We start from the raw sequence: 23732 nt of genomic DNA on the forward strand, positions 1-23732 counted from the left end.
TGCTTTTTTTTAACGTCATGCTAATAACGTTGCTTAGAAGGGATAATCGTTGTAACCCATTTGTTCAGAAATTTTACGCGCGGCGGCGTGTAACATAGCCACATATTCCTGTAGGCGTTCTTCTGAAAAACGCAGCGTCGGGAACGAAATGCTTAACCCTGCGATGACTACGCCAAAACGGTCAAATACCGGTACGCCGATACAACGTAACCCTTCTTCCTGTTCTTCGTTATCTTCACCGTAGCCTTGCGCACGCACTTCATCCAACAGCGGCAACAACGCTTCAGTGCTGGTAATCGTGCGTCCAGTGCTTTGCTTATACTCTACGCCGTCGAGAATCTGCTTAACCTCATCACGGTCGCGCCAGGCCAGAAGCACTTTACCGATGGCCGTACTGTACAGCGGATTACGACGCCCAATACGTGAGTACATCCGCAGATTGTACATAGAGTCAATTTTATGGATATAGACAATGCTGTCTTCATCCAGCGCGCCAAGATGGATAGTTTCTTTTGTCAGACGAGACAGTTCACGCATCTGAATGTCCGCACTGCGGATGAGATCAACATTTTGCAAAGCTCGTGCGCCCAGCTCAAACAGCTTTAGCGTCAGAGAGTATTTTTCAGACTCCCCTTCCTGAGCCACGTAGCCCAGCGTTTTCATGGTTTGCAAAAAGCGATAAACGGTGCTTTTCGACATCATGACGCGCTGCGATAGCTCGGTAATCCCTATTTCACGCTCTTCACCCAGCGCCTGCAGAATGCCGAAAACTTTCAGCACAGAAGATACAGAATCAGGCTGCTTATCCAGATCTGCGTTTGCCATTTATCACCTCATTACGAGCGTTTTATAAAATTCAGAACGAGTTTTTATTATAATTTCACGCCAGGTCGCCCGCAATCCATCTTTGCTTACTTCGTTACAAATCTGCGACATAACAACTCAATATTAATGCTAACATTATTATTCAGCTCATAATTCCCCTTATTACAAAATACTTATGGAAAAAACACGGGCCGATGGCCTGCCCCTCCCGCAGAGATACGGCGCTATCCTGACGATTATTATCGGTATTTCGATGGCGGTTCTGGATGGCGCAATCGCTAATGTCGCGCTGCCAACCATTGCGACTGATTTACATGCCTCCCCTGCCAGCTCTATCTGGATTGTCAATGCGTACCAAATCGCCATTGTCGTCTCACTACTTTCCCTGTCTTTTTTAGGCGACATGTTTGGTTATCGCCGGATCTATAAATGTGGTTTAGTGGTATTTCTGCTTTCATCATTGTTTTGCGCGCTTTCAGACTCGCTGCAGATGCTGACGCTGGCGCGCATCGCGCAGGGATTTGGCGGCGCGGCGCTAATGAGCGTAAACACGGCGCTGATTCGTCTTATCTACCCCCAGCGTCATCTGGGACGAGGCATGGGAATTAACTCTTTTATCGTCGCAGTCTCTTCCGCCGCGGGTCCGACGATCGCCGCGGCGATCCTGTCCATCTCATCATGGAAATGGCTGTTTCTGATTAATGTCCCGTTAGGTATCATCGCGTTAATTCTGGCCATACGCTTTTTACCAGCAAACATCGCCCATGACACTAAGCCGCGCTTTGACTTACCGAGCGCGGTAATGAATGCGCTCACATTTGGCCTGCTGATTACCGCATTGAGCGGATTTGCCCAAGGACAGTCGCTAACGTTGATTGGCGCAGAGCTGCTCGTTCTGGTCGTGGTCGGTTTTTTCTTCGTGCGCCGCCAGCTTTCTTTGCCCGTCCCCTTGTTACCCATCGACTTGTTACGCATTCCGCTTTTTTCACTCTCGATCGGCACGTCAATTTGCTCGTTCTGCGCGCAAATGTTAGCCATGGTCTCGCTACCTTTTTATCTGCAAACCGTGCTGGGCCGTAGCGAAGTAGAAACCGGCCTGTTATTGACGCCCTGGCCACTGGCAACGATGGTGATGGCACCGCTGGCGGGATACCTGATAGAACGTCTTCATGCCGGTTTGCTGGGGGCGCTGGGAATGGTGATAATGGCAGCCGGGTTGTTTGCGCTGGTCATGTTGCCAGGCTCCCCCTCCGATCTGAATATTATCTGGCCGATGATCCTTTGCGGCGCAGGGTTTGGCCTGTTCCAGTCGCCGAATAATCACACCATTATCACTTCCGCGCCGCGTGAGCGCAGCGGTGGCGCCAGCGGGATGCTGGGCACGGCGCGACTGTTAGGCCAAAGTACTGGCGCCGCGCTGGTAGCGCTAATGTTGAACCAGTTTGGCGATAGCGGTACGCATCTTTCGTTGCTCGCGGCGGCGATCCTGGCGACTCTCGCGGCGGTAGTGAGCGGTTTACGTATTACGCAACCACGCGTTCAGGCGTAAAAAAAGCGCGTCATTCGACGCGCTTTTCATACTTGCCAGTAGGCTTATTATTTCAGGTACTCACCGCTACGTAGCGCTTCAATGCGTTTATCAAGCGGTGGGTGCGTCATAAACAGCTCGCTTAACGATTTCGATTTACCGTTAATACAAAACGCCATCATGCTGGTCGCTTCTTGCGGCTCGTAGCTGGTTTTCAGGCGCTGCAACGCGGCAATCATTTTTTCACGGCCAACCAGCTTCGCCGATCCCGCATCGGCATGAAACTCACGGTAACGGGAGAACCACATGGTGATGATGCTCGCCAGAATACCGAAGACCAGTTCCAGCACCGTCGCAACGGCGAAATAGATTAGCGGATTACCGTTACTTCCTTCGCCTTCATCACGGTTGCCGCCCAGAAAACCAGCGGCAATTTGCGCGATAATGCGCGAAATAAAGATAACGAAGGTGTTAACCACCCCCTGAATCAACGTCATCGTCACCATATCGCCATTGGCAATATGGCTGATTTCATGCGCAATGACGGCTTCCGCTTCGTCAGGGCTCATGTTTTGCAACAAACCGGTGCTCACAGCGACCAATGAGGCGTCACGGCGTGCGCCCGTCGCAAACGCGTTAATGTCCGGCGCATGGTAGATAGCAACCTGCGGCATGGCGATACCGGCCTGGCGCGCTTGCGTTGCTACGGTGTTCATCAACCAGCGTTCTCTTTCATTGCGAGGCTGTTCAATAACTTCCCCTCCTACGGATTTTAACGCCATCCATTTGGACATCAGCAATGAAATAAAAGAACCGCCAAAACCAAACAGCAGCGCCATGATCAGCAAGCCTTGCACGCTGCTCGACTGTATCCCTGTCAGGCTCAGAACCAGCCCGAAAACGACCATCACGGCCAGGTTCGTCAGCAGGAAGAGCGCGATTCGCATCATAATTTTCTTTTAACCTCAATTTAACAAAGCGCACTATGCGATTACCCACATCGTATGGGTCTTATGGCTATTTTCAAGCATCACCAGGCGGTAAGTCACGAGAAAAACACAACTTTACATTTTGTAGCATTATCCTGACGACTTCTGCGCTTGTTAAAAAAAACAGGCACAATTTTTTGTGCCTGTTTAGCGTTACTTATTGGCTGCCGCCTGCTCCGCTGGTTTTTCTTTTTCAAGATGCGCCAGGTCCAGAGCAATCTTCACCGTTTCATCAAGGTATGGGTCCGGCTCCTGGTAATCCTTTGGCAGATCGTCCAGTTTCTTCAGCAACGGTTTACCCTCACGTTTAAACCGATCGTTAATACGCGCCAGACGCAGAGCGTCTTCTTCATTGTTCTCTTTCTCACGCTGCGCATAATTCAGAGAGACGATGTTGCGCTTATCCTTCATGGCATTGAAACGTGCGATATCCTTCATGATGTACTGGAACTCAGGATCTTTGGCGATACGCGCGTTGTGTTCTTTCAATAATTCCGGGCCAAACGGGGCCAAATCATCCGATTTCACGTATTTCGCCGCATCAATGCTATCCCACGGCAAGGCGTTATCTTCAAATTTTTCTCCGGTTTCCGTCTCTTCATTGCCGGTCGGCATGATGATGTCCGGCGTGACCCCTTTACGCTGCGTACTACCGCCGTTGACACGGTAAAACTTCTGAATGGTGTACTGCACCGAACCCAGCGCAGGCCATTCCGGGCGAAGCATCTGATCGTAAATTCGGTTTAGCGAACGATATTGTTGTACCGTCCCTTTACCGAAGGTCGGCTCACCGACAATCAGCGCGCGCCCATAATCCTGCATCGCGGCAGCAAAGATTTCCGATGCCGAGGCACTGAAACGATCGACCAGCACCACCAGCGGGCCTTTGTAGTAGACCACGCCGTCGGTGTCGCTATCCTCACGCACTTTGCCGTTATTGTCGCGCACCTGAACTATCGGACCAGAAGGGATAAACAGACCGGAAAGCGAAACGGCTTCCGTCAGCGCCCCACCGCCGTTTGAACGCAGATCGATAACGATGCTGTTAACGTTCTGTTTTTCCAGCTTCTGAAGCTGAACTTTGACATCATCGGTCAAGCCGACATAGAAGCCTGGAATATCCAGTACGCCAACTTTTTCCTTGCCGACGGTTTTCACCGACATTTTAACCGCACGATCTTCAAGACGAATCCGTTCACGCGTCAGCGTGATGATACGCGTTTTCGTCCCTTTACCAGCCGGCAGTATTTCCAGTCGGACCTTGCTGCCTTTTGGCCCTTTAATCAGCGCCACCACATCGTCAAGACGCCAGCCAATCACGTCGACCATCGGTTTTCCGGCCTGCCCTACGCCGACGATACGATCGCCGACGCTAATCGACTTGCTCTTCGCTGCCGGGCCGCCGGCGACCAATGAGTTAATGACAGTATAATCGTCATCCATTTGCAGCACCGCGCCGATACCTTCCAGAGACAGGCTCATTTCGGTATTAAACTGCTCGGTATTGCGAGGAGAAAGATAATTCGTATGCGGGTCGATTTCACGCGCAAAAGCGGTCATCGCCAGCGAGAACACATCTTCACTGTTGGTCTGCGCCAGGCGACGAATAGCGAATTTGTAGCGACGCGTCAGCGTTTCGCGAATTTCTTTGTCGCTCTTGCCGGTGAGTTTCAGACTGAGCTCATCGAATTTCACTTTACTATCCCACAGCGCATTTAGCTCAGCCTCATCTTTCGGCCAGGGCGCTTTACTGCGGTCCAGGTTAAACGTATCGTTTCCGGTGAAATCCATTGGCCGCTCCAGCACTTTTAGCGCGTACTGGTAACGTTCAAACCGGCGCTTTTGCGCCAGGTTATAAAGATCGTAAAAAACATCCAGCTTACCCGTGCGCAGCTCATCGCCCAACACGGTTTTCTTTTTCGCAAACTGCTCGACATCGCTCGCCAACAAAACGTTGTGGCTATAGTCGAGAAGATTCAGATAGCGATCAAAAATCTTTGCCGAAAATGCCTCATCCAGATCGAACTGGCGATAATGGGAGCGGGTAAAACGCGACGTTACGCGCTCGCTCACCGTCGCATGTTGCGTCTCTTCCTTTAATACGGGAATTTGATCGGCACGCGTAATATCTTCCACGGCGAAGGACTGGCCTGCTAATGCAAGCAGGCCAGCTAACGCGGTAAGCCTAAAAAAAGTGTTCATGCCAGGCCTGGCCTCCGTTTCAGAACACCAGGTGTTCTGCGCGTACAATCAAAGACATACCCGAATTCAGCTGTACACGGACACCATCTTTGGTGATTTCTAATACGGTGGCATCCATCGCATTATTACCCGCTTTCACCTTGAGGGACTGCCCTACGGTCAATACTGAAATATCAGAAACCGGCGTGTGCTTCTCTTCGCGAGGCGCACGCGGCGCTTTCGTCGTCTGTTTATCAGCGCGAGGTTTACGTTCAGCGCCTTCTTTACGACGCGCTACCGGGCGAGGTTTACGCTCGCGTCGCGGCGCGTCTTCTTTTTCGCCAGCCGCCGCGGCAGCTTCGCGTTTTTTCGCTTGCTGCTCTGCGCGCTGCGCCTGAACACGGGCTTTGGCTTCTTCAAGCTGCTTACGCGCATGTTCGACATGCTGTTCTTCCAGCTCGCCGCACGGATTGCCATCAAGGTCGACGCGCGTTGCGCCCGGCTTAACGCCGTACAGGTAACGCCAGCTTGAAGTATAAAGACGTAAAGCGGAACGAAGTTGCGTTTTGCTGAGGTTCATTTCGCCCCCAACTCGCTCTACCAGATCCTGAAAAATACCAATTTTCAGCGGGCGAGCTTCGCCTTCCGCACTAAAACAGTGAGGAAAACGCTCGGCCAGAAACGCGATAACTTCTTTACTGCTATTCAACTTAGGTTGATTTTCCATGAAATTTCCTGATTACAACGGACGTAGCCAACAAGCAGCAGGCATGAACAGGCGTCATTATAATGACGCCATCAGTAATTGCTACGTTATCCGTTGATTATCCTGCGACGCTCGCAAAGAATTTTTTGTAATCCGTCGTTGCAAGCACGGTTTCAAGCTGTGCGACCAGCGTACGCAGGCCGTGTTCATCTTCTTCGGTAAAACGGCCAAACGCCGTGCTATCTATATCCAGCACGCCGATAATCCGTTCGCCAACCGTGACAGGCAGCACAATTTCGGCGTTGCTGGCGGCATCACAGGCAATATGGCCGTCAAACGCATGAACATCATCAATACGTTGAACCTTATTCTGCGCTACCGCTGCGCCACACACGCCGCGACCAACCGGAATCCGCACACAGGCGATTCGCCCCTGAAACGGCCCCAACACCAGCGTATCGCCTTCGAGGAGATAAAACCCTGCCCAGTTCACCTCGGTAAGACGTTCGAACAGTAGCGCGCTGGTATTCGCCAGCGTAGCCAGAAAGCTGGTTTCACCTGCCATTAACGACTGAAAATCGCGGTTTAATGCCGCGTATAGTTCTGTTTTGCTCATTATATAATCACTTCGTGGTCTTACTCCTAAACACAGGCTATTAAAATAAGCATTAAATGCGTTCTTGCTCAAGATTATTCCTGTCATGAGTTAAGATTACATTATTCTAACACTTTGATTCACGATACATGGCTCTGAACACCTCACACGTCACGCCAACAAAAAAGCTAACGATCAGGTCAATTAGCGAAGCGCTGCCGCGCAGCCACTACCAGCGCTGCCCTGAATGCGACATGCTGTTCAGCTTGCCGGAGATGAGCGCTCATCAAAGCGCTTATTGTCCTCGTTGCCAGGCCAAAATTCGCGATGGGCGCGACTGGTCGCTGACGCGGCTGACCGCGATGGCAGTAACCATGCTGCTATTGATGCCGTTTGCCTGGAGTGAACCGCTACTCCATATCTACCTGTTGGGCGTACGCATTGATGCCAATGTGATGCACGGCATCTGGCAAATGACGCAGCAGGGCGATCCGTTAACCGCCGCAATGGTGCTCTTTTGCGTGGTGGGCGCGCCGCTTATTCTGGTTTTTTCAATTACTTATCTGTGGTTTGGCAGCCTCCTCGGCATGAATCTGCGTCCAGTCCTGCTGATGCTGGAAAAACTGAAAGAGTGGGTGATGCTGGACATCTATCTGGTCGGTATTGGCGTTGCCTCTATCAAAGTGCAGGACTATGCCTTTCTGCAGCCGGGCATCGGGCTTTTAGCATTCGTCTCGTTGGTGGTTCTTAGCATTCTGACTATGATTCATCTGAATGTGGAGCAACTATGGGAACGATTTTATCCGCAGCGCCCTGCTCAACGTGCGGACGAAAGATTGCGCGTCTGTCTTGGCTGCCACTTTAGCGGCTATCCGGATGCGAAAGGACGCTGCCCGCGTTGTCATATTCCGCTGCGGTTACGCAGAAAACAGAGCATACAGAAGTGTTGGGCGGCCTTGCTGGCGTCTATTGTCTTTTTGCTGCCGGCAAACCTGCTGCCTATCTCGGTAATCTACATTAATGGCGGGCGTCAGGAAGACACTATCCTGTCGGGCATTATGTCGCTTGCCAGCAGCAATATCGCCGTCGCCGCCGTCGTTTTTATCGCCAGTATTTTGGTGCCGTTTACCAAAGTCATCGTGATGTTTACGCTACTGTTGAGTATCCATTTTAAATGCGAACAGGGACTGCGGACGCGAATTCTGTTGCTGCGTCTGGTGACATGGATAGGCCGCTGGTCGATGCTGGATCTTTTCGTTATCTCGTTAACCATGTCTCTGATTAATCGCGATCAGATTCTGGCTTTTACTATGGGACCGGCTGCGTTTTATTTCGGCGCAGCGGTAATTTTGACTATTCTTGCAGTGGAATGGCTGGATAGCCGCTTACTTTGGGATGCACATGAGTCAGGAAACGCCCGCTTCGAAGACTGAAGCGCAAATTAAAACCAAACGCCGTATTTCACCTTTCTGGCTGCTACCGCTTATCGCGCTAATGATCGCAGGGTGGCTAGTATGGGATAGCTACCAGGATCGCGGCAATAGCGTGACTATCGATTTTATGTCGGCGGACGGTATCGTACCGGGCCGTACTCCCGTTCGCTATCAGGGAGTAGAAGTCGGCACCGTGGAAGATGTCAGCCTGAGCAAAGATCTGCGCAAAATTGAAGTTCGCGTCAGTATCAAATCAGATATGGAAGATGCGTTGCGCGAAGAGACGCAATTCTGGCTGGTGACGCCCAAAGCCTCGCTGGCGGGCGTTTCCGGCCTGGATGCGTTGGTCGGCGGGAATTACATCGGTATGATGCCAGGTAAAGGCAAGCCCAGAGATCATTTCGTCGCCCTGGATACACAGCCTAAATACCGGCTTAGCAACGGCGATCTGATGATTCATCTCAATGCGCCGGATCTCGGTTCGCTTAATAGCGGTTCACTGGTCTATTTCCGTAAAATCCCTGTCGGACGGGTGTATGACTATTCGATTAATCCTAACAAACAGGGCGTTACGATTGACGTTCTGATTGAGCGACGGTTTACCGATCTGGTGAAAAAAGGCAGCCGTTTCTGGAATGTCTCCGGCATTGACGCCGATCTAAGCCTGAGCGGCGCGAAGGTGAAACTGGAGAGCCTCGCGGCCCTGGTCAATGGCGCGATTGCGTTTGACTCGCCGGACAATTCCAAACCCGCCGCCCAGGATGACACGTTCGGCTTATATAAAGATTTAGCCCACAGCCAACGAGGGGTAATCGTTAAACTTGAGCTGCCCAGCGGAGACGGTCTGAAGGCGGAATCTACGCCGCTCATGTACCAGGGACTGGAGGTGGGTGAGCTTTCTAAACTGACGCTCAACCCTGGCGGTAAAGTCACCGGAGAGATGACCGTCGATCCCAGCGTTGTTCCGCTGATGCGGGAAAATACGCGTATTGAGTTACGCAATCCCAAACTGTCGTTAAGCGACGCGAATATCAGTTCGTTGTTAACCGGAAAAACCTTCGAGCTGGTGCCGGGCGACGGCGAACCGCGCAGTGAATTTGTGGTGGTGCCGGGTGAAAAAGCTTTGCTGCATGAGGCGAATGCCTTAACCCTGACGCTGACGGCCCCGGAAAGTTACGGCATCGAACCGGGCCAGCCGTTAATTTTACATGGCGTAAAAATTGGCCAGGTCATTGAGCGCAACTTATCCAGTAAAGGCGTGTCATTCACCGTCGCGATTGAACCGCAGCACCGGGATTTGGTACAGGGCGACAGTAAATTCGTGGTCAACAGCCGGGTGGATGTCAAAGTCGGCCTTGACGGCGTAGAGTTCCTCGGTGCCAGCGCCAGCGAGTGGATTGACGGCGGAATTCGTATTTTACCCGGTACGAGCGGGAAGATGAAATCCACCTACCCGCTCTATGCTAACCTGGAAAAAGCGCTGGAAAATAGCCTCAGTGACTTACCGACTACCACCTTAACGCTGACGGCCGAAACGTTGCCGGATGTCCAGGCAGGTTCCGTCGTGCTGTATCGAAAATTTGAAGTAGGCGAAGTCATCACCGTTCGCCCACGCGCCAATACCTTTGACATCGACCTACATATTAAGCCGGAATATCGCCACCTGTTAACCAGCAATAGCGTGTTCTGGGCGGAAGGCGGCGCGAAGGTGCAACTTAACGGCAGCGGCCTAACGGTACAGGCCTCGCCACTCTCCCGCGCGCTGAAAGGGGCCATTAGTTTTGATAACCTGAGCGGCGCCAGCGCCAGCCGGCACAAAGGCGATAAACGCATTCTTTATGCTTCAGAAACTTCCGCCCGCGCGGTAGGCGGACAAATTACGCTGCACGCGTTCGACGCCGGAAAACTGGCGGAAGGGATGCCAATTCGTTACCTCGGTATTGATATCGGCCAGATCCAGACGCTGGAATTGATCACCGCACGTAATGAAGTGCAGGCAAAAGCCGTACTTTATCCGGAGTATGTACAGACATTTGCCCGCGCCGGAACACGTTTTTCCGTTATTACGCCACAAATTTCCGCGGCGGGCGTCGAGCATCTGGATACGATTCTCCAGCCCTATATTAACGTTGAGCCAGGACGCGGCGCGGCGCGGCGCGACTTTGAACTGCAGGAAGCCACGATTACCGACTCACGCTATCTGGATGGGTTAAGCATCGTCGTGGAGGCGCCAGAAGCAGGCTCGCTTAATATTGGCACCCCCGTCCTGTTCCGCGGTATCGAAGTGGGAACCGTCACCGGAATGTCCCTGGGGTCGCTCTCCGATCGCGTGATGATCACCTTGCGCATCAGTAAGCGTTACCAATATCTGGTGCGTAATAACTCCGTATTCTGGCTCGCCTCCGGCTATAGTCTCGACTTTGGTCTAACAGGCGGCGTGGTGAAAACGGGAACATTTAATCAGTTCATCCGTGGCGGTATCGCCTTCGCTACTCCACCTGGTACGCCGCTGGCACCAAAAGCGCAAGCCGGTAAGCATTTCCTGTTACAAGAGAGCGAACCGAAAGAGTGGCGTGAATGGGGTACCGCTCTGCCACGTTAAACACCAGGCTCCGGCGTACTCGCGCCGGAGCGTTTTATGCTACACTGCGCGCCTGTTTTTTTGCCGGCGATACACCTGTGGCTCAACACGCTGTCTATTTTCCTGACGCTTTTCTGACGCAAATGCGTGAAGCAATGCCTTCCACGCTCTCTTTTGATGAATTTATTTCGGCCTGCCAACGCCCGTTGCGCCGCAGTATACGCATCAATACGCTTAAAATATCCGTGGCTGATTTCCTTGCCCTAATCGCGCCCTACGGCTGGTCGCTCACGCCAATTCCGTGGTGTCATGAAGGATTCTGGATCGAGCGCGATGATGAAGAGGCATTGCCGCTTGGCAGTACCGCTGAGCATTTAAGCGGCCTGTTTTACATTCAGGAGGCCAGTTCGATGCTGCCGGTCGCGGCCCTGTTCGCCGATGGTAATCATCCGCAGCGGGTCATGGATATGGCAGCGGCGCCTGGTTCCAAAACCACGCAGATCGCAGCCCGCATGGGGAACCGCGGCGCCATTCTGGCCAACGAATTTTCGGCCAGCCGCGTCAAAGTTCTGCACGCTAATATCAGCCGATGTGGAATCGCCAATACCGCACTGACGCATTTCGATGGCCGCGTATTTGGCGCTGCGTTACCGGAGATGTTTGACGCTATCCTGCTGGATGCGCCCTGCTCTGGCGAAGGCGTAGTACGTAAAGATCCTGATGCGCTAAAAAACTGGTCGCCAGAAAGCAATCTGGATATCGCGGCGACACAGCGGGAACTGCTCGACAGCGCTTTTCATGCTTTACGACCCGGCGGCACGCTGGTCTACTCCACCTGCACGTTAAATCGCCAGGAAAACGAAGAGGTCTGCCTCTGGCTGAAAGAGACCTACGCCGACGCCGTTGAATTTTTTCCGCTGGGTGATCTGTTTCCTGACGCTGACCGCGCCCTCACCCCGGAAGGCTTCCTGCACGTCTTCCCGCAAATTTACGACTGCGAAGGATTCTTTGTCGCACGTCTGCGTAAAATGTCATCCCTTCCAGCCATGCCCGCGCCGGGGTATAAAGTGGGGGCATTTCCTTTTACCCCCCTCAAAGGCCGCGAAGCATTACACGTTACCCAGGCGGCCAACGCCGTCGGACTGCTATGGGATGAAAATCTCCATCTTTGGCAGCGTGATAAAGAGGTCTGGCTGTTCCCGGCAGAGATTGAATCACTGATCGGAAAAATCCGTTTTTCCCGGCTCGGCATTAAGCTGGCCGAAAGTCATAATAAAGGCTATCGCTGGCAACATGAGGCGACGATAGCCCTTGCCTGCCCGACTCATGCTCACGCGTTCGAACTTTCTGCGCAAGAGGCGGAGGAGTGGTATCGCGGTCGGGATATTTATCCGCAAACACCCCCCGCCGCTGATGATGTCCTGGTGACGTTCCAGCATCAGCCGCTTGGTCTGGCAAAACGTATCGGCTCAAGAATAAAGAACAGTTACCCGCGTGAACTGGTACGTGATGGCAAACTCTTTACTGGTAACAGTTAAAAGGCGCACAAAAAAACCGCACTTTTTGACTGGCGCTTTTGCGTACGTTGACTACGCTGAAAAATGGACGGCTAAACTGGTCGTACCACAATTAGCGTATTAACGGAGAGCACGATGATGAAAACCAGTGTGCGCATTGGCGCTTTTGAAATCGACGATGCCGAATTACATGGCGAATCACCGGGGGAGCGAACGTTAACTATCCCCTGTAAATCCGATCCGGATTTATGTATGCAACTGGACGCCTGGGATGCCGAAACCAGCGTTCCCGCCATTCTCAACGGGGAACATTCCGTTTTGTTCCGTAATCATTACGATCCTAAATCTGATGCCTGGGTCATGCGTCTTGCCTGACTCAAAAAGAACCCGTCGCCAGGCGGGTTATTTATTCTTCCTTTTCTCATTTCCCCCCTGCGCTAACCTCTCCTACACTATCGTGTAAAGTAGTTAACATTGAGGATGTAATGTTCGCGCTGGTACTTTTTGTATGTTACCTGGATGGAGGATGCGAGGATATTGTCGTGGACATCTACGATACCGAGCAGCAATGTCTTTATTCGATGGACGATCAACGGATTCGCCATGGCGGCTGTTTTCCGGTAGAGGATTTTATCGACGGCTTCTGGCGACCTGCGCAGCAATATAGCGATTTTTAACCCTGGTCGCTGATACCGCTATTGTATCCGCGCTAACGTCAATTGCCCGCCAAATACCGCGCCTGTATCAATATAGTGTACGTTGGCAAAATCCATGCGCCGGCGCAACGGCGTATGGCCAAACCAAAAATGATCGGCTCCGCTAATCCCGCCACGCTTATTTATGAGCCGTTCGCGGCTCCAGAGAACCTGATGTAAGTCGACCTTTTTTTGCCATTGATAGGTTGACGCTGGATAATCTGCATGAGCGATCACATGCGTGCTATGGCGGCAGCGAACTTCCAGTATCCAAGGCAGCCGCTGACAAAGGATAAAAAGCGCTTCAGCTTGCGCAGCGTGTTCAGCCGTCAGGCGGGTAAACCAGTCGCCACCATTCATCAACCACAGCGTCGACTGCGATGAGGCCCGCGCATCCAGCGCCATTTGTTCATGATTGCCGCGAACCGCCATCATCCAGGACTCACGCAGTAAAGCCAGGCAACCCAGGCTGTCCGGGCCTCTATCAATGAGATCGCCCACAGAAACTAACAAGTCTTGTTGCGGATCAAATCGACACTCACGTAACTTTTTCATTAACATTGAAAAACAGCCGTGGATATCGCCGACCACCCAGACATGCCGCCAATTCTTTGCCTCTATTCGCTGATAAATCTCTTCAGGCCGCATCATGTTTTTCCTGTCGTTCATTACCCAGGACAGATATAAAAAGATAGCGTGTGCAGATTTTTTTTGCTTAGTAAACGTGCTCTGTTGTAAATAGCGAATTTCATCAGTAGCGAGTAAATGCTTTGTTATCATCGCAATAAAATATAACTGGCTGCGCCAGGGGAGTGTTATCCCCTGGCGCAGCGAGCTACTCACTATCGCCTGTTCACCTTCAATATTCTTCCTCCTTAAAAACATATCGGAAACATAAACCACATATCGACACCACAGGCTTCAGCACACTCTTCAGCTGAGTGAGTTGCAAGGCAAACCAGCGCCAATGCAGGTGTCGTTACCGTGGCGACCATCGCCCCCACAAACAGAAGCAGCATAATTTTTTTTAAAGGCGGCATAACCTCTCCTGACAGTTAACAGACCATTAATCCTTATCGAGACATCATCCGTGCGCGGGTATCATAGACTTAACAACACGCAGCGTTACAAAAAAAGCTGTCTGGTTGTGCAGGTATTTAGAGTAATAACAATTATTTTAAGTTTTAAGGTTATCCATTTGATTTTTATATTAAAATAAAGATGACGACGTTTTGTTAAAAGCGTCGCCATAAAAATGAATATATAGTTTCAGAAAATCTGCTATTAATTCATACGGTTAATAGCGGTATTGTGTTTGCTATCTTCAGGAGGCATTCTGAAGATACTTATTCGCAATATTTTCTATAGTTAACTGAAATTGTTGTGGCGTTGGCATCGTCCCCTTATTAAACAGCGGCGTAACTTCTTTCATAACGATTTTCTCAGCATGCGCTTTAAAAGACACCTGCTGATTATGATTTATAAACATATGCGGATATTTAATGCTCGCTGCAGCAATGAGGGGGACGACAAAAGGATTCGCCCCTGCCCCACCTGGAGTAAATACGCCGTTTTTCATCTCTCCAGGTAGCCCCGCATTCTGCGCAGCCTCTCCTATCTCTTTCAGAAATGGGGTAATACTGATCCCTTTACTGATGAGTAATTTACAACATTGATCTTTATTATTACTGTACACGGCTGCTAATATGGCTTCGCATGTCTGACGAGCATAGGCCGGATCTTTACTCGCATTACCTTTGATATCCAGGCTATTGAGCTTTTGCAGCATAAAATCTTTAACAGTTTTACTGGTTAATACTGCCCTCCCCTCAGAGGCGCTCCCACGATGAAAATGGGTAGTCGGTATGTCTGTTTGCAGATGCAGGCTAAAGCGATCTGACAAACTCGTCGACAGGCTGATAAAGCTATTTCTAACGGCAGTAATACTTTTTGCAAAAATGTCCTTCTCCGTTGTTTTTTCTTTTACTGGTTCAACGTCACTTCTATGGATTCTGTAGTGCTGGGTGGATAGTGTTATGTTAGTCACGGTAGTTCTCCTTTTAGATAACTATGCATAGCTACACTTTGTTTATATTTCTTGCTTTCAAAAAATAGCCACCTTCTCCACAACCATTTTTACTCATTGATATTTATAAATTTTATTTTCCTGATGGATTTTGTTCTTCTGTCACTTAGCCTGTTTTTTTTCGGCGCAAGGTGTTCGACTTTTATCGAGGAACATTTTTATCGGGACAATCCTGAACAGGTAAAACATCACTTCAATTCAACTGCTGCGTCACACAAAACATTCATGAATATTATTATTTATGCTGATGTTGTTACGATTTTGCCCCCATTCACAGGCTGGCGACCAATTATCCTGCCAGCGAGTTAGCCGCTTTTTCAAAACCTATAAAGTCGCCATGCCAAACCTCTCCGCCACTGTAACCTTTATCTAAATATCAATTAATTAACTGATTTTTATATATTATGACTTTTCATGGCGTTCAGAAAAACTACAAATGAAATGGATTGACTCATCTATTAGTGGTCAAAAAAACGCGCTACGAGAAATAATCAGTAACAATTGCAACACTATTCCAATCATAACGTAAACTATATGATACCAGACGATTATTATTGCTTTTAGGTAACATCTTTGTATGGCTGCTTTTAAGCAACAATACTCTAACACAACATATAACATTAGAACTTACAATAGGTTAACAAATGGAATTACAGCTTATGCTTAACCACTTTTTCGAGCGCGTCAGAAAGGATGCAAATTTCAACGCATTTCTAATCGATCTGGAATATAATAATATCGCTTATTACATCTATTTTGTTGCTACCGGTAATGTTAAAATTATCACTCATGCAGGCCACTTCATTTCTATTAAAAGCAATAGAAAGCTGATTAAAGTCAATTCAACACCAAATACGCAATTAATAAAATTGACTTCAGCCAAACACTTTTCGGGGGAACATTCCTATGAAAAATACTGTACCGAGCTGGCAACAGCAGGCGTTTTTAAATGGATTGTTGAATTAAACCAAAAAACTCGACAATACTGGTCGAAAGACAACCAATTATTATATATAGAAAATGTGGTCATGCCGCTTTAACAAGCCAGGGTAATAATAGCGTCAGTCGTGACATTCGGCGTGTTACGACTGCGGATTATCCATTTGAGACCATAATGAGAGTCTGACTACGAGAGTTACCCTGTGCAGTCCGACCGGCGCAGCAACGTTTGACACGATTCCCGACAACAGCATCTCCTGGTGCAGGAGAAATGATTTTCAAAGCGATATCGACTAAAAGCTCAAAATATTTGCCTGCTATTTATATTCTATCTAATTAATACCCTTCAGGAAGTGTGGCATAATTGCAGAATCTGTCAGGATTCCGGGAGCATACCGGAGCGTAATCGAAAAACCATCTGGAGATGTATGAGCACGGATGAAATCAGTTATCAAATTCTTTACCGGTACTATCTGGAAAAGCTATACAGTACCCTTACCAGAAGAGTAGATAACGTGCTGTCATTTGCCCTCGTTTTTCTCGGGGTCGGCGTCACCATAAACGTCGGGAGTCCCTTTATTCTGGGGCCAGGCATTGTGGGTATCACCATACTAAAAAGAGTACTCCGCTTCGGTACGCGATCAGCACAGGCCGACCGGCAGTCCCGCGCCTGGCTGAAACTTTTTAATACTCAGCACCGCTTTCCTTCAGATAAGACACTGTTCCTTGCCTTCACATCGCTTGAGCAAGACACGAGCGAAGTATGGTCCATGCTTATTGGTCCTGCCATCGTCATGACTGAGACCGCCCTCGGAAAAACGCCCATTGAGCCATTGACGGCGGGTGAAAAACTCTGTGCATTTTTGAGCGGCGCGACGAAATCCCAGCCAGCAGATCGCAATTGAACTGTCTTCTAAACGCCTGTGCCATACCACAGAGATTTAGTATAAAATTAATTAATGGAGTACTAACGCTGTCAGCAGGTTTCTCTGAGTGAAAGATTCGTATTATACGCACAGCCCAGTTTACAGTTTATATAACAGCGCAATATGTTTTTGTATCCGGACCATGCCGCCTACAAGCGACTGTCTGAGTACCTCTAGCCGTGCCATGGGGTATTAGCTCAAATGTGAGCTGACATATCTATGGCACAGCGCCAAACCTAATCTGACTGTCCGCCCTGTGCCAGAAGCGGACGCTGATCATGGTGTGTTAAGGCCAACAATACGATATATTTTAAAGTCACCTGATTGCAGCTTTCATAAAACTATGGGTATTCAAATGCAGCAAAGCTATAAACCAGGCTTAATTAAATAATGCCTTTGCGAACCTACTTTAGGAAAGTCCGGTAGCGACATTTGAAGTATATAACCCTGTTTTTCATAAAAAGGGAGAGCCTGGAAGCTAAAGGTATCTACAAGTCCATGAACACAGCCTTTCCGCAAACCTTCTTTTTCGGCCATATCCATAAGTTTGCTCCCCAGACCGCAGCTCCTTGCAGATTCACTTACCCAAAGATAGTCGATGCAGAGCCACGGACCTTTTCTGTCAGCAATTAATCCGCCTACCATTTCGCCGCTTTCGTTTCTGCAGTAGACCCCAAGCTGCCCATTTTTACTAAAATCGACGAACTGAGCATTGTAGCTTCTTAATCCGGCTAACAGTTCTTCTTTATCAAATTCAGTAACTTGATGTGTGATTTGAATGTCCATACATATCCAATTGAACAAGTTTGCATTTGGAATATAACGTTATAAATAAGTTAATTAAATGTATCAATAGAAAGTTTATTTTTACTCCTGGGAGCAGGTCACGTCCTCTACTCGCTTAAAGCAAACTGTCAGTTGGAGTCTGAGCTGGTACAATTAATGTGCCACTGGTTAGAAATCAGTAATACGATTTTATCAGGCTGATGCTCTGGCCTGTCAGGATTTGAGGTATCCACCCGGTTTACCAGCACCCTGTATTTGGCACCAGTGGAACCCACTTCCCGAACCAGGATATCCAGTACCCACCACCGAACCTTTTTCCCCAAAAGACATGAGCAACCTCAAGCGCCTTGTCTGGATGATAACCACGGTATGAAGTTTGATAACGCGTGGAATCAGGGCGTTTGGTACGCTCTCCGTTCAGCAACTGGACGCCCTTCTCCCCAGCCTTTCAGCGTTGAAAATTTGCCAGCGCTGGGTGAAAAGTGTAGGCGAATTATGAAAATCACTTCTGCCGTTTATACTTCGAAAAAGACGTTATCAAAAAGGTGGTTCGCAAGCGCGGAGTTATTAAACCTTTACTTAACGAAATACGGTTTAAGTTGCTTGAATTGCAGCAGAAAGAAAACGACGGCTTGATGATGCTGGACAAATTAAGCGAGCATGGCATCAATGGACTGATACGCCGTCAATAAAAGGAAGGGTGCATGGACGATCCCGTCACATCACCAATCACAACAGAAGAGCACAAAACAACATTTCACAGCGTAAAGGATAAAACACGATGCCATTTTCAATCAAAAACATATGTTCAGGTCCACAAGGACACTACCCAGAAATCTCCAGACCTATACAGAACAAGCCAGTACCGAGGAATTGCACACTGATCTCAACAACATGCAAAATACAGGAGTATACAGTATTCAGCAGATGTTCCTGCAGTTTTGAAATGCGACCACCCGGTACAGAAGAAAGAACCCCACGACTAAAACTCTCAGCAACGGAGCTCTTATGGCTATCTAAAACAATAGAAACAGAGATGCGCAACACAAAAGAATGAGCCTGTCAGTAATTCTGTGTAACTGCCCAGTTATTAAAGGTGATCGCTCAGGCGGTCACCGAACTCGATAATAAAATGGCTCATCGCCAGCCACCAGTCCTGGATCGGCATACTCCATTTTTTTGACGCGTCCTTGATTGCCAGATAAATAACTTTTCGTACTGAGTCATCCGTTGGGAACACCTTGCGTTTCTTAATCGCGGCACGGATCACGCAGTTCAGGGATTCGATTGCGTTTGTCGTATAGATGGCCTTGCGGATATCCGGCGGATAACTGAAGAGCGTATTGAGGTTTTCCCGGTGCGCATGCCAGCTTTTGCTGATTTGCGGATATTTATCGTCCCGGACTTTCGCGAACGCATCCATCGCCATCAGTGCCGCCTCTTCGGTCGGGCCTGAGGCCGCTGGTGGCGGCTTTGTAGTCTTTCCAGGACACGTATTTCAGGCAGTTACGCACCATATAGATAATGCATAGCTGGATATAGGTTTGCGGGAAGACGCTGTTTATCGCATCCGGGAAGCCCTTCAGACCATCCACACAGGCAATCAGGATGTCCTGAACATCAGGAAGAAGCAGGTCTTCATAGCGGGTGGTATACCGAGGCGAAAGCATTTCTCGCTTCATAGCCCACTGTTGCGGCATCCCCCCCGGCGAAGTACAGCGTCCCCTTCCCGTCTTTTGCGTTAAGATGGTCCAGTACTTCCATCAGCTTCGCACTACCGGCGCGCGGCGCGTTATGTAAAATCACAGATTATCCTGCGATCGTGAAAATTCCCCCTGTCGCCGTCGGCGTATTAGCCGCCGGGGGGAGTAGTCAGGTACCTTTCCACGTCAGCCTGGAATGTGAGTCCGGCGCCGTATCCAGCCCCCGTCCAACCATTAGTGCCGCCAATGTCGCGATGGGGTTTGTCGTTAATCAACCCACCGCCGTGGCGGTGGCTCGTCGCCTGGGGATAACCGCATCCGCAGGCGGTCTGTCGTGGCTACTGGACACCCATTATGGCGAACCCGGCGTAGCTTCCGGAGTAGGAATTCGCATCTATAACGATGCCGGTACGCCGATTAATCTGTTGCCCGATCGTATCAGGACGGGCATCGGCAACGCCCGAGGCTGGTATGGCTATAAAGATTTAACCACACGGGTATCATCCGGTTCAGTAGAAACCTACAGCGGTGATTTTACTGCCTCACTTGAGGCGATCGGCGGACAAACAGTAACAGCAGGAAGCGTTAATGCGCAATTACAGGCATCGCGTCGTAGTGTGTCTGGCATCTATGTTACGTTATAAACTGTTTTGCTCTGGTAACCCATTATGTTCTGCGGCTACGTAATGGGTTTTACAAGCTCTCGTGATGAATCTGACTCAGAACAAATTCTTCCAGGTAGCCGTACGGCCAGGAGAAGTAATTTAGAAGCGGATCACAATTTTGTTAATTGATTAGATTTTATCCCAAATGGCGCCAGTATTAAGGTCGCCATATAAAAACATTCTATTACAACGAGTTATCTCCTCCTGCCTCCGCCCCGGCGCAAAGCTATAGTTTTTTTCTATCTCCTTGTGAAACAAACAATTATTCTTGCTATGACGCTGATTAACAATCGTTCGCGGGCAACGTGCATTCAGCGAGTTTCAGAGCTTCCTGACGGAATTCCGCCGGTGCTGTTTCCGGGGCTTCTTACTGGTTGATACAGATCCTGCCTCTTACTTGAGAATTTACTCATTTAGCCGTATGTCCATTATGGGTGGATAAGATCATTTATCATCGTAAGGGTTGAAAGCGATAAGTTAAACTTGTCCTGGCTCAACAAGGGAACCCGACTAATGATGAGCTCTTCATCTTCAAGGCGTTTTATGCCTTCCAGCAAGAATAGACATTAAATCGACAACTGCTGCCAGGTCTTGCTGGCGCAGTGGACAATCGTGTGGTAACAGCCTGAGTCATTTCTTATTTTTCTCATTCAGCATAACTGCGTCTTCTGATAGAGAAATTTTTATCTAAACATATAAAAAACACAGTGAAGAAAACGCTACTTTTTTCTAGCTAAAAAGCTAAATTAATTTTTTTACGGAGAGGATCTTATGCGCAAGGTGTCGATATCTATATTATTCATGCTAGTTTCACTGACCTGGGGGACTACATGGTTGGCTATGCGAATTGCCGTTGAAACGATCCCTCCAGTGTTTGCAACCGGAATGAGGTTTATGTTTGCAGCACCTTTTTTAATCATCATTGCATGGTTAAGAAAAAAAACACTGTTGTTTCCTCCCGGACAACGATTATTCCAGTTTGTGATTTGCATCTTTTATTTTTCTATTCCTTTCTCACTAATGATTTATGGTGAAACCTATGTCAACTCTGGGCTTGCCGCCATTATCTTTGCGAATATGCCTGTGGCCGTTTTGATAGCATCGGTTTTGTTTCTAAATGAAAAAGCGAAACTAATGCAGATCGCGGGCTTAACTATCGCAATCACTGCATTGACGGGGATACTTCTTGAAGAAACGAATACAAGTACAGAGAGTCACTGGCAGGGTATCACTGCACTTATTTCTGCTGTGTTAATCCATGCCATAATATATACACAATGTAAGAAAAGAAGTTGTACTGTCTCTGTTATCACATTTAATGCACTCCCGTGCCTTTTAGCTGGGTTGATACTTTCTGCGACAGGATGGTTTTTTGAAAGACCACAAGTATCAACCTTCTCAGTACACTCAATATTAGCTACCCTGTATCTCGGGGCTTTTGCTGGAGTTTTTGGTATCCTGTGCTACTTTGCGCTTCAGCAAAAGGCTAATGCCTTCCAGGCTTCGCTTGTATTTCTTATCTTTCCGCTGATTGCGGTAAGTCTGGAAGACTATATTTATGGATATGCTATTTCAACACACTCAATGCTGCTTATTATACCATTAGCTATCGGGATATTTCTTACTCTTGTCGCCAGAAATATCCCTGTAACCAGCAGATGCCGGGATAATTCATCACAGAAATAATCGATTTATAATAACGCAAATAATTCCTGATGCCTTACTGAGCTCCAGCTAATGCGGGGTGGATAAGCTGGAATACAGACCCGGTAATACACAGCGATTATATTAACAAGCAATGTAATAAAGGAGTTTTTTATGTTCATGTTTCTGCCATTCTTGCTTGCACTGAGCGTGGCAATGGGAGCCATAAACAGAAAGGATAAAGTCAGCTACATTCTGTGGGCCGTTTTACTCATCGTCACTATTTTATCATTCATCCATCATATGACCAATTCGCTGACTTTGTCATTTTAAGGAGTGTGTATGAAAACGCATCATCATCCAACAACATTTGTTCATCTGATTAATCAGATGGGACTCCTTGGGATATGCGTTGCTCTGGTTGTAGCCTTTTATTATCAACTCGTTAGGCATGAGCTGCCTTGTCCAATTTGCTTATTACAGCGGGCTGGCCTCATCATCGCCGGTTTTGGCTTTTTATTTAACCTCTGCTTTGGTCTACGAGGTATACATTACGGGATGGTAATTATTGGCAGTATCCTGACCGGAGTTATGGCATCCCGGCAAATATGTTTGCATATCATGCCCGGTGACACAGGATATGGTTCTGCATTTTTTGGATTACACTTTTATACCTGGACTCTGATTACGTCAATTCTCATTATTATTGCTGTTGCGGTAGTTCTGGCAATCAGTAGCATGAATGTTGCATTTCGTTCATTGAATATTAATCCGGACCTGTTCAGTATTGTCGGTTGGGTATTTCTGTTACTGATTACTGCCAACCTTATTTCAACTGTACTGGAATGTGGCGGAGGGGAATGTGCTGCTAACCCGGTCACATATAAGCTACTGTCGAAACAGGATATTGCCTTTCTGAAAACAGGCCTCCTGACGAGGACAGTTCTCCGGTTATGACGCACTTTTAAAATGACTGATTGGTAAATATATAGCAAGCACCTGTCTTGTAGAAATTGGAATGGTTATGGGCTAACACGGAAGTTACAGTAACATTGAAATGTTGCAATAACAGGAATCAAACTTACAACCTTCGCATTACGAATTAGTAGAATCACATTTAACTAACTGTTTCAAATACACATTTCCGCATTCCCATTGCTCAACTCAATGGCACATGATGTTAGAAATAGAATGATGCTTCACCATGTTTGACACAAAAATGGCACACCCTATAAAGCATCCACAGCACATATTTGGGTGGCACGCACCGTGGAAATACTGCATTACCCTAACACAGGGAATTTTCTGTACAGCGTCGACAGCCCCGCATCATAAATAATCGCTACCTGCTGTCGCGGTACTCCTGCCCTAATAAGGCACCCTGCCTGCGCCCATTGCTCCGGCGTCAGTTTTGGCCTACGGCCACCAATGTAGTGGCACTGTAGTGGCACACTGGGTACTGAAGCAATGGCCACAACTGGCGCTTGATGCTATCAGCCAGATAACCTTCCAGATGGATAACAAACATAGCAGCTATCCTGCCTGTATCGGAATTGTAAAACCAGACGTTGACCATCTTCATCAAGGTTAAAGGAACAAAGAGCTCTTTAAAGTAACTCTTTGTTCCATTACGATAGTTTAAATATGATGTTCTGAATGGGCCTTCACTACATGAACAGGAAAGGCTCAGGATAACCACTTCTCAGACATTAAAAGCAAATGAGAAAACCAAGGGGGCCTACACCTGCCGCCAGGGAACAAACCTTTGCACAGTCTGCAGTGCTACCACCGTCCCCTATGCACCCCAGGGCGAACGCTGGCTGGGCAGCAGACGACAACAGCAGAAGAGTTGTTATGAATAAAACTTTACGTGATTTAATAAGAGAAAACATATTATTACCCTCATAGTAAGCAGTATTAAATAAGCCGGGAT

23 protein-coding genes and 4 pseudogenes are annotated in these 23732 nt (G+C 48.5%); 15 read left to right on the top strand and 12 right to left on the bottom strand.

All coding sequences use genetic code 11. The features are described from left to right. Positions 1–33: 33 nt before the first annotated feature. Complete coding sequence (gene kdgR / locus NA389_RS01870) at positions 34–825, bottom strand: DNA-binding transcriptional regulator KdgR (protein WP_001262195.1); 792 nt, start codon at positions 823–825, stop codon at positions 34–36. A gap of 175 nt (positions 826–1000) precedes the next feature. Here kdgR and NA389_RS01875 point away from each other — a divergent pair, with 175 nt between their 5' ends. Further along, positions 1001–2374, top strand: a complete 1374-nt coding sequence (locus tag NA389_RS01875) for an MFS transporter (protein WP_000416142.1) — start codon at positions 1001–1003, stop codon at positions 2372–2374. A 47-nt stretch (positions 2375–2421) separates the two neighbouring features. Here NA389_RS01875 and htpX read toward each other — a convergent pair whose 3' ends face one another. The 4 genes from htpX to NA389_RS01895 form a co-directional block, all read right to left on the bottom strand. Further along, on the bottom strand, positions 2422–3303 hold the full coding sequence (gene htpX / locus NA389_RS01880; protein ID WP_000984498.1) for a protease HtpX: 882 nt from the start codon (positions 3301–3303) through the stop codon (positions 2422–2424). 192 nt (positions 3304–3495) lie between these two features. Beyond that, on the bottom strand, positions 3496–5544 hold the full coding sequence (gene prc / locus NA389_RS01885) for a carboxy terminal-processing peptidase (protein ID WP_001091242.1): 2049 nt from the start codon (positions 5542–5544) through the stop codon (positions 3496–3498). Between the two features lie 19 nt (positions 5545–5563). Continuing rightward, the gene (gene proQ, locus NA389_RS01890) at positions 5564–6250 is read right to left on the bottom strand and encodes an RNA chaperone ProQ (RefSeq protein WP_000431402.1); all 687 of its coding nucleotides are present in this window, start codon (positions 6248–6250) and stop codon (positions 5564–5566) included. Positions 6251–6347: 97 nt separating this feature from the next. Then, positions 6348–6845: a GAF domain-containing protein gene (locus NA389_RS01895; RefSeq protein ID WP_001518229.1), complete on the bottom strand. Its 498-nt coding sequence runs from the start codon at positions 6843–6845 to the stop codon at positions 6348–6350. A 128-nt stretch (positions 6846–6973) separates the two neighbouring features. Here NA389_RS01895 and yebS point away from each other — a divergent pair, with 128 nt between their 5' ends. The 5 genes from yebS to NA389_RS01920 all read left to right on the top strand — a co-directional run bounded on the left by yebS (position 6974) and on the right by NA389_RS01920 (position 13032). Continuing rightward, entirely contained in the window at positions 6974–8257 is a 1284-nt protein-coding gene (gene yebS / locus NA389_RS01900; protein ID WP_001207296.1) for a membrane integrity lipid transport subunit YebS, read from the top strand. Continuing rightward, entirely contained in the window at positions 8226–10859 is a 2634-nt protein-coding gene (locus tag NA389_RS01905) for a PqiB family protein (protein WP_001542507.1), read from the top strand. The genes yebS and NA389_RS01905 overlap by 32 nt, the downstream gene beginning before the upstream one ends. Positions 10860–10936: 77 nt before the next feature. After that, positions 10937–12376, top strand: coding sequence for a 16S rRNA (cytosine(1407)-C(5))-methyltransferase RsmF (rsmF, locus tag NA389_RS01910; protein ID WP_024134656.1), 1440 nt, complete (start codon positions 10937–10939; stop codon positions 12374–12376). A 117-nt stretch (positions 12377–12493) separates the two neighbouring features. Beyond that, the gene (locus NA389_RS01915) at positions 12494–12730 is read left to right on the top strand and encodes a YebV family protein (protein WP_024131167.1); all 237 of its coding nucleotides are present in this window, start codon (positions 12494–12496) and stop codon (positions 12728–12730) included. Between the two features lie 110 nt (positions 12731–12840). Next, complete coding sequence (locus NA389_RS01920) at positions 12841–13032, top strand: YebW family protein (protein ID WP_000457838.1); 192 nt, start codon at positions 12841–12843, stop codon at positions 13030–13032. Between the two features lie 18 nt (positions 13033–13050). Here NA389_RS01920 and pphA read toward each other — a convergent pair whose 3' ends face one another. The 3 genes from pphA to sopE2 form a co-directional block, all read right to left on the bottom strand. Continuing rightward, positions 13051–13701 (bottom strand): protein-serine/threonine phosphatase, encoded by a 651-nt coding sequence (pphA, locus tag NA389_RS01925; protein WP_000986166.1) that lies wholly within the window; start codon positions 13699–13701, stop codon positions 13051–13053. 224 nt (positions 13702–13925) lie between these two features. Beyond that, positions 13926–14090 (bottom strand): hypothetical protein, encoded by a 165-nt coding sequence (locus NA389_RS01930; RefSeq protein WP_001134850.1) that lies wholly within the window; start codon positions 14088–14090, stop codon positions 13926–13928. A gap of 284 nt (positions 14091–14374) precedes the next feature. Continuing rightward, positions 14375–15097 carry an SPI-1 type III secretion system guanine nucleotide exchange factor SopE2 gene (gene sopE2 / locus NA389_RS01935; protein WP_000182069.1) on the bottom strand — a complete coding sequence of 241 codons (723 nt, stop codon included), beginning with the start codon at positions 15095–15097 and terminating at the stop codon, positions 14375–14377. A gap of 683 nt (positions 15098–15780) precedes the next feature. On the opposite strand from sopE2, the gene NA389_RS01940 reads away from it, so the two are divergent. Both NA389_RS01940 and NA389_RS01945 read left to right on the top strand, forming a co-directional pair. Continuing rightward, complete coding sequence (locus tag NA389_RS01940) at positions 15781–16176, top strand: DUF1398 domain-containing protein (RefSeq protein WP_000422888.1); 396 nt, start codon at positions 15781–15783, stop codon at positions 16174–16176. 327 nt (positions 16177–16503) lie between these two features. Then, complete coding sequence (locus tag NA389_RS01945; RefSeq protein WP_000102093.1) at positions 16504–16980, top strand: hypothetical protein; 477 nt, start codon at positions 16504–16506, stop codon at positions 16978–16980. Between the two features lie 387 nt (positions 16981–17367). On the opposite strand, the gene NA389_RS01950 is transcribed toward NA389_RS01945, so the two are convergent. Then, positions 17368–17787 (bottom strand): GNAT family N-acetyltransferase, encoded by a 420-nt coding sequence (locus NA389_RS01950; protein WP_000354400.1) that lies wholly within the window; start codon positions 17785–17787, stop codon positions 17368–17370. 369 nt (positions 17788–18156) lie between these two features. Between NA389_RS01950 and NA389_RS01955 the strand changes: the two genes are divergently transcribed. Together NA389_RS01955 and NA389_RS01960 are read left to right on the top strand one after the other, a co-directional pair. Further along, positions 18157–18423, top strand: coding sequence for a hypothetical protein (locus NA389_RS01955; protein ID WP_077905974.1), 267 nt, complete (start codon positions 18157–18159; stop codon positions 18421–18423). A 168-nt stretch (positions 18424–18591) separates the two neighbouring features. Further along, positions 18592–18732, top strand: a complete 141-nt coding sequence (locus NA389_RS01960) for a hypothetical protein (protein ID WP_001576018.1) — start codon at positions 18592–18594, stop codon at positions 18730–18732. Positions 18733–18877: 145 nt separating this feature from the next. Here the strand turns inward: NA389_RS01960 and NA389_RS01965 are convergent. Both NA389_RS01965 and NA389_RS01970 read right to left on the bottom strand, forming a co-directional pair. Next, a pseudogene (locus NA389_RS01965) lies at positions 18878–19406 on the bottom strand (transposase); the annotation flags it as partial. 9 nt (positions 19407–19415) lie between these two features. Then, a pseudogene (locus tag NA389_RS01970) lies at positions 19416–19581 on the bottom strand (DUF4113 domain-containing protein); the annotation flags it as partial. Between NA389_RS01970 and NA389_RS01975 the strand changes: the two are divergent. From NA389_RS01975 to NA389_RS01990, 4 genes and pseudogenes are all read left to right on the top strand, one after another. Then, positions 19568–20134, top strand: a pseudogene (locus NA389_RS01975) (fimbrial protein); the annotation flags it as partial. The pseudogenes NA389_RS01970 and NA389_RS01975 sit on opposite strands and share 14 nt — an antisense overlap. Before the next feature lie 792 nt (positions 20135–20926). Further along, positions 20927–21841, top strand: coding sequence for a DMT family transporter (locus NA389_RS01980; protein ID WP_001233453.1), 915 nt, complete (start codon positions 20927–20929; stop codon positions 21839–21841). A 132-nt stretch (positions 21842–21973) separates the two neighbouring features. Beyond that, positions 21974–22132, top strand: a complete 159-nt coding sequence (locus NA389_RS01985; RefSeq protein ID WP_000480735.1) for a DUF5993 family protein — start codon at positions 21974–21976, stop codon at positions 22130–22132. Positions 22133–22141: 9 nt separating this feature from the next. Then, positions 22142–22756: a disulfide bond formation protein B gene (locus tag NA389_RS01990; protein ID WP_000848066.1), complete on the top strand. Its 615-nt coding sequence runs from the start codon at positions 22142–22144 to the stop codon at positions 22754–22756. Between the two features lie 326 nt (positions 22757–23082). Here NA389_RS01990 and NA389_RS01995 read toward each other — a convergent pair. Beyond that, positions 23083–23229, bottom strand: a pseudogene (locus NA389_RS01995) (helix-turn-helix domain-containing protein); the annotation flags it as partial. Positions 23230–23243: 14 nt separating this feature from the next. Between NA389_RS01995 and NA389_RS02000 the strand changes: the two are divergent. Continuing rightward, a complete protein-coding gene (locus tag NA389_RS02000) occupies positions 23244–23390 on the top strand; it encodes a hypothetical protein (protein ID WP_001537204.1) in 147 nt (48 codons plus the stop codon). Positions 23391–23732: the final 342 nt, after the last annotated feature.

It is taken from the genome of Salmonella sp. NW645 (genome assembly GCF_051703725.1).
Taxonomy (GTDB): Bacteria; Pseudomonadota; Gammaproteobacteria; order Enterobacterales; family Enterobacteriaceae; genus Salmonella; species Salmonella enterica.